The organism is Pantoea sp. CTOTU49201 (assembly GCF_032054795.1).
GTDB classification, from domain to species: Bacteria; Pseudomonadota; Gammaproteobacteria; order Enterobacterales; family Enterobacteriaceae; genus Pantoea; species Pantoea symbiotica.
The window spans coordinates 7805-18198 of record NZ_DAMBSA010000042.1; the positions used below are offsets into that span (position 1 = coordinate 7805).

Sequence of the window (10394 nt, forward strand, 5' to 3'; positions counted from 1 at the left end):
GGTGAAAACGCGCGTAATCATTAACCGCGTCGCCATTCGTATCCTGAAAAAACAGACGGATGAAGCGTCAGTCGCCGCCATCAACAAACTGCTGATCAGCGCAGGTGCGTCACTGGATGAAGCGAAGCAACATTATGATCTCTATAAGAGCATGCCGCGTATTGCCGGACAAAGTGCGGATTCAGCCAGTGTAGTCGACGCTAAGTTTGCTGCCTTCGCTGAATTGCTGAAACAGTCGGCGGCGTTCCTGAAGGCCAATGATTACGCCGCCTATGGCAATCTTGATGCCCAGCAGGCGCAGGACGATCTGGAAGTGGCCTACAAACAGTGGCGCGAGCAGAACGTACAACTGCTGGCCGAGCGCAATGCGGAATATGACAATAACTATCAGCACATGCTGGTGTTGGTCGCCATGATGGCGGTGGTTGTGGTGCTGCTGCTGGTTGCCGTGTGGATTCTGGTGCGTCGTATCCTGCTGGCACCGATGAAGCTGGTACAACAGCAGATGGAACGCTTCGCCGATGGCGATCTCTCCGCCAGTTTGCAGGTGGAAGGCCGCAGCGAAATGGCGTCGATTGCCGCCAGTCTCAACCACATGCAGCAGTCGCTGCTCAGCACCATCAACAATGTGCGTGATAGCGCGGATGCGATTTTTGGCAGCGCAAGCGAGATCGCCACCGGCAATAACGATCTCTCCTCACGCACAGAACAACAGGCGGCGTCACTGGAAGAGACTGCGGCGAGCATGGAAGAGCTGACCGCCACGGTGAAACAGAACGCCGATAACGCGCGTCAGGCGACTCAGCTGGCGAAAACCGCTTCGGAAACCGCCGACAAAGGCGGCAACGTGGTGGATGGCGTGGTGAAAACCATGCGCGATATCGCCGACAGCTCAAAGAAAATCGCCGATATCACCAGCGTAATTGATGGCATTGCATTCCAGACCAACATCCTCGCGCTTAACGCAGCGGTAGAAGCGGCGCGTGCCGGTGAACAGGGCCGCGGTTTTGCCGTGGTGGCAGGCGAAGTGCGTAATCTGGCACAGCGCAGCGCCCAGGCGGCGAAAGAGATCAAACTGCTGATTGAGAATTCCGTGCAGCGCGTCAACACCGGTTCACAACAGGTGAGCAGCGCCGGTGAAACCATGCAGGAGATCGTTAGCGCCGTCACCCGCGTCACCGATATCATGGGCGAGATTGCTTCGGCATCCGATGAGCAGAGTCGCGGCATCGACCAGATTGGGCAGGCGGTGAACGAGATGGATCGCGTCACGCAGCAGAACGCCACGCTGGTACAGGAATCCGCTAATGCGTCGGCATCGCTGGAACAGCAGGCCAGCAGCCTCTCATCTGCGGTGGCCCGCTTTAAAACCGGCGCACGCCAGGCCGCTGCGCCGGTGGCGAAAGTGGTGAAACCGGTGATGACGCCAACCCGCGCCGCACCTGCCGCCGCGCACAGTAATGACAATTGGGAAACGTTTTAAGGGCGGGATTGTGCGGTTATTGAAAAGGTCGCCATGAATGGCGACCCTACGGCGATTAATGTGGGTAACGCGCGGCGCAAACAAACGCGTGTTTTGTAGGGTCGCCATTTATGGCGACCGAAACAGCATCAGGTCTTCAATTTCGGATCCAGCGCATCACGCAAACCATCACCCAGCAGGTTAAATGCCAGCACGGTAAGGAAAATCGCCAGACTCGGGAAGATGGCGACATGCGGCGCAATCACCATATCGGCACGCGCTTCATTGAGCATCGCGCCCCACTCCGGCGTTGGCGGCTGCGCGCCGAGGCCGAGAAAAGACAAACTCGCCGCCGTAATAATCGAGGTACCAATACGCATAGTGAAATAGACCACAATCGACGACACCGTGCCGGGCAGGATGTGACGCATGATAATGGTCCAGTCCGACGCACCAATACTGCGCGCCGACTCAATATAGGTTTGATGTTTCAGCACTAACGTATTGCCGCGCACCAAACGGGCAAACGCCGGAATGCTGAAGATCGCCACCGCAACAATCACGTTGCTCATGCCGCTGCCCATAATCGCCACCACCGCAATCGCCAGTAGAATACCGGGGAACGCGAACAATACATCGCAGATGCGCATGGTGATGCGATCCCACCAGCCTTCGTAATAGCCCGCCAGCAGACCTAACACGGTGCCGATCAGCGCGCCAATCGCCACCGAGAAGAAACCGGCAATCAGCGAAATGCGCGTGCCGACCAGCACGCGGCTGAAGATATCGCGGCCCAGTGAATCAACGCCAAACCAGTGCATCAGCGACGGCCCTTCGTTCAGCCGGTCGTAATCGAAATAGTTTTCCGCATCAAAAGGTGCAATCAGCGGCGCGATAAACGCCACCACAATCAGCAGCAGCACAAACAATCCGGCCAGCAGCGCCACATGCTGACGGCGAAAGCGCCGCCAGAATTCGCGCCACGGCGTGCGTACCCGGTTTTCCGTGATAGTCGGCATGGTTTTCAATGCCGCGGCTCGTCGCCAGTTCTTCAATTGCGACTCCTTACTTGTAGCGAATTGCCGGGTTGATTGCCGCGTACAGCACATCGACAATCAGGTTGATCAGAATGAATTCCAGCGAGAACAGCAGCACTTCGGCCTGAATCACCGGGTAATCGCGCATCTCGACTGAATCCACCAGCAAGCGGCCTAAGCCTGGCCAGTTGAACACCACTTCCACCACAATCGAACCGCCGAGCAGGAAACCAAACTGCAGGCCCATCATGGTAACCACTGGAATCATGGCGTTACGCAGGCCGTGTTTCACCACCACCAGCGATTCGCGTACCCCTTTGGCGCGTGCGGTGCGCATGTAATCTTCCTGCATCACCTCCACAAACGAGGCGCGGGTGAAGCGCGCCATCACCGCCGCCACCGCTGCACCCAAGGTGATCGATGGCAAAATGTAGTGTTTCCAGCTATCCGCGCCGACGGTCGGCAACCAGCCGAGCTCGACCGAAAACACCTGCATCAGTAGCATGCCGAGCGCAAACGCCGGGAACGAAATCCCCGACACCGCCAGCGTCATGCCGATGCGATCCGGCCAGCGATTGCGCCACACCGCCGAGGTGATGCCAATCGCCATACCGAAAATCACCGCCCATACCATGCTGCTCAGTGTCAGCCACAGCGTCGGGAAAAAGCGCGCGGCAATTTCATCAATCACCGGACGTTTCGAGACCAGCGAATGGCCGAAATCGCCCTGCACCGCATTGATCATAAAGTGCCAGAACTGCTTGATCAGCGGCTGATCGAGGCCGAGATCCTGACGCACCAGCGCCACCACCGAGGCATCTGCTTCCGGGCCGGCAATCAGGCGTGCCGGATCGCCCGGCAGCAAATGGACGAACAGGAACACCAGCACCGCCACAATCAGCAGCGTGGGAATCAGTCCCAGTAATCGTTTGAGAAAATAGTTGAGCATGCGAAGTCCTGCGCAGCATCGGCCAGCCCGCTAAGGCTGGCCGCGTCTGTTACTTCAGATCGGCCTCATCAAAATTGAATGAGGTATCGGGCATGACATAAAAACCGCTGAGGTTTTTATTGTTGGCTGACAGCAGTTGTTCTACCACCAGCGGGATCCACGGATGGTCGTTCCAGATGCGATCCTGCGCGTCTTTGTACAGTTTGGCTTTCTGGTCGCGATCGGTGGTTTTCAGCGCATCGGCGAGATCTTTATCCACCTGCGGATTGCTGTAGAACGCGGTGTTGAAGATTGCTGGCGGCCATGAAGTGGTGGCGAACAGCGGCGTCAGCGCCCAGTCGGCTTCACCGGTTGAGGCTGACCAGCCGGTGTAGAACATGCGCACACCGCTCTCTTTCTGCCCTTTGCTCTCCACTTCAGCGGCACGTTGACCGGCATCCATCGCCGTCACTTTGACCTTCACGCCCACCTGCGCCAGCTGCTGCTGGGTGAACTGCAGCACTTTCTGCGCGGTGCTGTGGTTATGCGACGACCACAAGGTGGTTTCGAAACCGTTCGGGAAGCCCGCTTCCTTCAGCAATTCGCGTGCTTTAGCCGGATCGTATTTGATTGCCGGATAGCTCTGCGCAAAGTCGATGCTCGGCGGCACAATGCCGGTCGCTGGCGTGGCGTATCCGGCAAAGGCGACTTTCGCCAGCGCCTGACGGTTAATCGCGTACTCCAGCGCTTCACGCACTTTCGGGTTATCAAACGGCTTTTGCGTCACATTGAGGCTGATGTAGCGCTGCATGATCGATGGCGTGGTGACCACATCGAGCTTGCTGTTGCCTTCCAGCAGTTTGGCCTGCTCGAACGGCACCGGGAAAGCAAAGCTCGCTTCGCCAGTTTGCAGCATCGCCGCGCGGGTGTTGTTATCCACTACCGGACGCCAGGTAATGCTATCCAGCTTCGGATAGCCTTTTTTCCAGTAGCCATCCCACTTCTTCACTTTCACGAAGTCGGTCTGGTTCCAGGTATCAAAGGCAAACGGACCGGTTCCCACCGGATGGAAGCCGATATCCTTGCCATATTTCTTCAGCGCGGTCGGCGAAATCATCACCGCCGCCGGGTGCGCGAGGTTGTTAATGAAGGCCGAGAACGGTTGCTTCAGAGTGATCTTCACCGTGCTCGGATCGACCACTTCGGTGGTGGCGATATATTTGAACAGGTTATAGCGCTTGAGATGGTTATCCGGATTGCTGGCGCGATCGAGGTTCACCTTTACCGCTTCGGCATTGAAGTCGGTGCCATCCTGGAATTTCACGCCGGAACGCAGCTTGATGGTGTAGGTCAAACCGTCGCTGCTCGCCTGATAGCTTTCCGCCAGCACGTTGGTCAGCTTCATGTCTTTATCGAAGCCGAACAAGCCCTGATAGAAGGACTTCGCCACCGCCTGCGACAGCGTATCGTTCGCGTCATACGGATCGAGCGTGGTAAAGGTCGAGGCCACCGCAATCACCGCATCTTTCGCCGCCCACGCGGGTAGCGCCAGCGCCGAACTCAACAAACCGGCAGTGATAACCCCTTTTCGCATAATATGGTGCATCGTTATCGTTCTCCTGTAATCCCTGTCATGCGCGACATCCAAAGATGTGCGGTTGTTTGCTGCTCAGGCGCCGCTAATTGCGTGTCGGGCGACAAAATGGCCCGGTGCCACTTCCAGTAAAGGCGCCACTTCCGGCTCATCGCCCAGCGGGCGAATCGGGCTGGGGATCTCATCCACCATCAGCGCCCGCTCACGATGCCGATGCGCCGGATCGGCCACCGGCACTGCGGCCATCAGTTTTTTAGTGTAGGGATGGCGCGGCTGCTCAAATACCGCCTGGCGCGGCCCCATCTCCACAATCTGTCCGAGATACATCACCGCCACGCGATGGCTGATACGTTCCACCACCGCCATATCGTGCGAGATAAATAAGAAGGCGATACCAAATTCACGCTGCAAATCGAGCATCAGGTTGATGATCTGCGCCTGAATCGACACGTCCAGCGCCGACACCGATTCATCGGCGATCACCACTTTGGGATTGAGCGCCAGCGCGCGTGCAATGCAGATGCGCTGGCGCTGGCCGCCGGAAAACTCGTGCGGATAGCGCTGCGCATGTTCCGGCAGCAGACCCACGCGCTCCAGCAGCCAGGCAACGCGTTTCTCCGCCTGACGGCGATCCAGCGTTTTATGCACCAGCAGCGGTTCCATGATCGAGAAACCGACGGTCAGACGCGGATCGAGCGAGGCATAAGGATCCTGGAAAATAAACTGGATATCGCGGCGCAATGACGCCAGCGCATTGCCTTGCAGCGCATCGATGCGTTGGCCGTCAAAGGTGATGGTGCCGCCCTGACTGGCTACCAGCCGCAGCAGTGAACGCCCAGTGGTGGATTTTCCGCAGCCGGATTCCCCCACCAGCGCCAGCGTTTCACCGGCATGGAGATCGAAACTGACTTTCTCCACCGCGTGCACGCGACGCTTGACGCGATTGAGCAAGCCGCCGCGAATATCAAAGCGCGTGACTAAATCACGCACCTGCAAAATCGGCGGTCGATCGTGACGCACTGTGTCCTGAGGCTCGGCTCTCTCTTCGCGGCCGTTGCTGTGCAGTAACGGGAATTTGGCCGGTAGCGGCTGGCCGTGCATCGCCCCCAGTTTGGGCACTGCCGCCAGCAACGCGCGGGTATACGGCTGTTGCGGTTCAGCAAACAGCTGCTGCACCGGCGCGCGTTCCACCACATCACCGCGATACATCACCTGCACGCGATCGGCCATCTCCGCCACCACGCCCATATCGTGGGTGATAAAAATCACCCCCATCTGCATCTCTTTTTGCAGCACGCGGATCAATTGCAGAATTTGCGCCTGAATGGTGACGTCAAGTGCAGTGGTGGGTTCATCGGCAATCAGCAGCGCCGGTTTGCACGACAGCGCCATAGCAATCATCACGCGCTGGCGCATGCCGCCAGAGAGTTGATGTGGATAGCGTGATAACACGTTGTTTGCTTCGGGAATGCGCACCAGATCGAGCATGCGCCGCGCTTCCGCCAGCGCCTGCTGATGGCTTTTGCCCTGATGCAGACGGATGGATTCCGCAATCTGCTCGCCAACGGTGAATACCGGATTGAGCGAGGTCATCGGCTCCTGAAAGATCATCGCCATATCGGCGCCGCGCACTTTGCGCATCTGACCGTTCGACGCGCGCATCACATCCAGCACCTCACCATTGCGCCGTCGCAGCTGGATTTCGCCGCTCACTGCGCCGCCGGCCTGCTGAATCAAGCGCATCAGCGCCAGCGAGGTGACGGATTTGCCCGAGCCCGATTCGCCCACCAGCGCCAACGTTTCGCCGCGATGCAGGTCGAGCGACAGGTTGCGTACCGCTTCGGTAATGCGCCCTTCATGCTCAAAGCGCACGTTAAGATCGCGCACCGCCAGAACCTGCTCCGGCGCAAACTGCAGCTGTTGGTCCGTCATGCCTGCTCCTTAGCTGTCGCGGTAAATCGCTACCTCAATGTCGCCATCCACATAGGCGAATCCGCGATACATGCCTTCGCTGTTAAACGGCAGCGCCACATTGCCTGCGGCGTCAATCGCAATCAGCCCGCCGCTACCCTCTAGCTCCTGCACTTTGTCATGAATGACATTGGCAGTGGCCTGTTGCAGCGAGCGTCCGGCGTAATGCATCTGCGCCGCTACGTCATAGGCGGCGAGCGTACGGATAAACACTTCGCCGGTGCCGGTACAGGAAACCGCCACTGTGTCGTTGCTGGCGTAACAGCCCGCGCCGACCAACGGCGAATCGCCCACGCGACCGGCCTGTTTGTTGGTCATGCCGCCGGTTGAGGTGGCGGCCGCCAGATTACCCTGAAGATCGAGCGCCACCGCACCGACGGTGCCAAATTTGCGATCCGGGTCCAGCGGATCGTCGCTGTGGCTATTTGCTTCACCGTCGTGGTCCAGCACCATTTGCTGGCTGTGCAGCGCGCGCTGCAGCTGTTCCCAGCGTTCCGGCGTGGAGAAGAAATCGGCCTCGACCGGCGCTAAGCCTTGCTCTGCGGCAAAGGCTTCTGCGCCCGCGCCGATAAACAGCACGTGCGGGCTGTTTTCCAGCACTTTACGCGCCGCCAGAATCGGATTGCGGATGTGGCTGACGCCCGCGACCGCGCCGACGTCCAGCGTGCGACCATCCATAATGCTGGCATCGAGTTCATGCGTGCCCTGATGAGTGAATACCGCGCCCTTGCCTGCGTTAAACAGCGGACACTCCTCCAGCAGGCGCACGGCTTCTGTAACGGCGTCCAGCGCACTGCCGCCGGCGGCAAGAATCTGCTGGCCGGCGGTAACGATTGCGCTGAGTTGCTGACGATAGTGCTGCTCTTTTTCGGCGCTCATTGCCGCACGCGTAATCGCGCCCGCACCGCCGTGAATTGCGATAACTGCTTTAGCCATAACCGGTACCCTGTGAAGGAATCAGAACCAAAAACACTGATTTAGAATGGTTTTCATCTTTTTTTGGCAATTTTCGACTATAGAAAGGCCCCCTCATCTTGTAAAGCAGAAACTGCCTGCGCGGTCATAACCTTTTATTGTGGATTATGCTTTTTTGGTTGTGAGTGGTTTTTCCGGTCGCCATAAATGGCGCCCCTACATATACGCGCGCAATCTTGTAGGGTCGCCATTTATGGTGACCGAAAATTCAATAAGCCGTAGCGTGAAATACCCCTTCCTGACCACCAACTCTCGCTTAACGGCCACGCATTACCCATAATAGACTGCATCTGAAATTAACCAGGCAGAGATGGACATGGAACCTTTTACCGCAGGATTAATCTCCCTCGAAGACGCGCAGCAAAAGATGCTGCAACAGCTGAAGCCGATCAGCGATTCGCTTAACGTCTCGCTGTTTGAAGCCGCCGGACGTATCACCGCGAAGCCGATTCTTTCGCCGCTCGATGTGCCCTCGTTTGATAACTCGGCGATGGACGGTTATGCGCTGCGTCTGGCCGATATCGCGCCCGATCGCGTATTACCGGTGGCCGGTAAAGCCTTTGCTGGTGCGCCATTTAACGGTACGTGGCCCGTGGGCAGCGTGATCCGCATCATGACCGGCGCGCCGATTCCCGCCGGTTGTGATGCCGTGGTGATGCAGGAGCAAACGGAGCAGCGCGACGGCGGCATTGTGATTACCGCGCCAGTGCAGGCCGCGCAGAACATTCGTCGCGTCGGCGAAGACATTCAGGCGGGCAAACAGGTGCTGGACGCCGGTGTGCGTCTCGGCGCGGCCGAACTGCCGCTGCTGGCGTCGCTGGGCATTGCTGAAGTCAGCGTGCTGCGCAAACTGCGCGTGGCAATTTTCTCCACCGGCGATGAGTTGCAGGCGGTCGGTCAGCCGCTGGCGGAAGGCCAGATTTACGACACCAACCGCTTTACCGTGGCGTTAATGCTTAACAAGCTCGGCTGCGAAGTGATTGATCTTGGCGTAATTGCCGACGATCAGGCGGCGCTGCGTACCGCCTTTACCGAAGCCGATCGTCAGGCCGATGTAGTGATCAGCACCGGCGGCGTGTCGGTTGGCGAAGCCGACTTCACCCGTGCAATGCTGGAAGAGTTAGGCGCTATCACCTTCTGGAAACTGGCGATCAAGCCGGGCAAACCTTTTGCTTTTGGTCGTCTGGCAAACAGCTGGTTCTGCGGTTTACCGGGCAATCCGGTTTCTGCGGCGGTAACTTTCTATCAATTAGTCCAGCCGCTGCTGGCCACCTTAACCGGTCAAACCACGCGTATCATGCCGCTGCGCCAACGCGCACGCGCTACCCAGCGTTTGAAGAAATCGCCGGGTCGTCTCGACTTCCAGCGTGCGATTGTTAGCCGTGGCGATGACGGCGTGCTGGAAGTGCGCAGCACCGGTGCGCAAGGTTCGCATGTGTTCAGCTCGTTTGCGCTGGCCAACTGCTTTGTGGTGCTCGAGCGCGAGCGCGGCGATGTCGAACCCGGTGAATGGGTGGAGATCGAAGCCTTTAACACGCTGCTGGAGGGCTAATGAGCGTTGAGTTGAGCGATGAAGAGATGCTGCGCTATAACCGCCAGATCGTACTGCGCGGTTTTGATTTTGATGGCCAGGAGAAACTGAAGGCATCACGCGTGTTGGTGATTGGCCTCGGCGGTCTCGGCTGTGCGGCGGCGCCCTATCTGGCATCGGCGGGCGTGGGACATCTCACCTTGCTCGATTTCGATACCGTTAGCCTCAGCAATCTGCAGCGTCAGATCCTGCACAGCGATGCAAATATTGGCATGGCAAAAGTCGCCTCAGCGCAGCAGCAGCTGGCGGCAATCAATCCGCATTGCCAGTTGGAGCCAATTAATGCACAGCTGGACGACGCGCAGCTCAGCGCGTTGATTGCACGTCACGACGCGGTGGTGGATTGCACCGATAACGTCGATACCCGCGAGCAGATTAATCGCCTGTGTTTTCAGCACAAGGTGCCGCTGATCTCCGGCGCAGCGATTCGCATGGAAGGCCAGCTCAGCGTCTTCACCTGGCAGCCCGGCGAGCCGTGTTATCGCTGCATCAGCCGTTTGTTTGGCGATCAGGTGTTAAGTTGCGTCGAAGCGGGCGTGATGGCACCGCTGGTTGGCGTGGTTGGCGCGATGCAGGCGATGGAAACCTTAAAAGTGCTGACGGCTTTCGGTCAACCCGCTAGCGCGCGCTTACTGATGTACGATGCGATGAGCGCGGAATTCCGCAGCATGAAGGTGGCGCAGGACGCGCACTGTGAAGTATGTGGTAAATAACGCGCGCATCCCTGCGCGCCCCGTAGGGTCGCCATTCATGGCGACCTGGTAACGAGCAGCACTACTCTTGCGGGAAAATGGTGCCTTTATTCATAATCCCATTCGGATCAAACGCGGTCTTCA

General features: G+C 58.2%; 8 protein-coding genes. 3 read left to right on the top strand and 5 right to left on the bottom strand.

What is annotated here, in order from left to right; all coding sequences use genetic code 11:
• The coding region (locus RTY00_RS05155; RefSeq protein WP_312663658.1) for a methyl-accepting chemotaxis protein at positions 1 to 1483 on the top strand (1483 nt) is incomplete at its 5' end.
• A 128-nt stretch (positions 1484 to 1611) separates the two neighbouring features.
• Here RTY00_RS05155 and gsiD read toward each other — a convergent pair.
• The 5 genes from gsiD to RTY00_RS05180 form a co-directional block, all read right to left on the bottom strand.
• Positions 1612 to 2517, bottom strand: coding sequence for a glutathione ABC transporter permease GsiD (gsiD, locus tag RTY00_RS05160; RefSeq protein WP_061717201.1), 906 nt, complete (start codon positions 2515 to 2517; stop codon positions 1612 to 1614).
• A 10-nt stretch (positions 2518 to 2527) separates the two neighbouring features.
• Complete coding sequence (gene gsiC / locus RTY00_RS05165) at positions 2528 to 3448, bottom strand: glutathione ABC transporter permease GsiC (protein ID WP_061717203.1); 921 nt, start codon at positions 3446 to 3448, stop codon at positions 2528 to 2530.
• Positions 3449 to 3497: 49 nt separating this feature from the next.
• Positions 3498 to 5033: a glutathione ABC transporter substrate-binding protein GsiB gene (gene gsiB, locus RTY00_RS05170; protein WP_061717205.1), complete on the bottom strand. Its 1536-nt coding sequence runs from the start codon at positions 5031 to 5033 to the stop codon at positions 3498 to 3500.
• A gap of 63 nt (positions 5034 to 5096) precedes the next feature.
• Positions 5097 to 6953, bottom strand: a complete 1857-nt coding sequence (gene gsiA / locus RTY00_RS05175) for a glutathione ABC transporter ATP-binding protein GsiA (protein WP_312663660.1) — start codon at positions 6951 to 6953, stop codon at positions 5097 to 5099.
• A 9-nt stretch (positions 6954 to 6962) separates the two neighbouring features.
• Complete coding sequence (locus tag RTY00_RS05180) at positions 6963 to 7928, bottom strand: isoaspartyl peptidase/L-asparaginase family protein (RefSeq protein ID WP_312663661.1); 966 nt, start codon at positions 7926 to 7928, stop codon at positions 6963 to 6965.
• Between the two features lie 355 nt (positions 7929 to 8283).
• On the opposite strand from RTY00_RS05180, the gene moeA reads away from it, so the two are divergent.
• Both moeA and moeB read left to right on the top strand, forming a co-directional pair.
• A complete protein-coding gene (moeA, locus tag RTY00_RS05185; protein WP_312663663.1) occupies positions 8284 to 9519 on the top strand; it encodes a molybdopterin molybdotransferase MoeA in 1236 nt (411 codons plus the stop codon).
• A complete protein-coding gene (gene moeB / locus RTY00_RS05190; protein WP_312663662.1) occupies positions 9519 to 10271 on the top strand; it encodes a molybdopterin-synthase adenylyltransferase MoeB in 753 nt (250 codons plus the stop codon). Before moeA ends, moeB begins: the two co-directional genes overlap by 1 nt.
• The last annotated feature ends 123 nt before the right edge of the window (positions 10272 to 10394 follow it).

What these genes read in the sequence shown, in the direction of transcription:
- gsiA (WP_312663660.1), bottom strand. Translation starts at nt 6,953, where the DNA reads ATGACGGACCAACAGCTGCAGTTTGCGCCGGAGCAGGTTCTGGCGGTG.
- RTY00_RS05180 (WP_312663661.1), bottom strand. Translation starts at nt 7,928, where the DNA reads ATGGCTAAAGCAGTTATCGCAATTCACGGCGGTGCGGGCGCGATTACG.
- gsiC (WP_061717203.1), bottom strand. Translation starts at nt 3,448, where the DNA reads ATGCTCAACTATTTTCTCAAACGATTACTGGGACTGATTCCCACGCTG.
- gsiB (WP_061717205.1), bottom strand. Translation starts at nt 5,033, where the DNA reads ATGCACCATATTATGCGAAAAGGGGTTATCACTGCCGGTTTGTTGAGT.
- moeB (WP_312663662.1), top strand. Translation starts at nt 9,519, where the DNA reads ATGAGCGTTGAGTTGAGCGATGAAGAGATGCTGCGCTATAACCGCCAG.
- moeA (WP_312663663.1), top strand. Translation starts at nt 8,284, where the DNA reads ATGGAACCTTTTACCGCAGGATTAATCTCCCTCGAAGACGCGCAGCAA.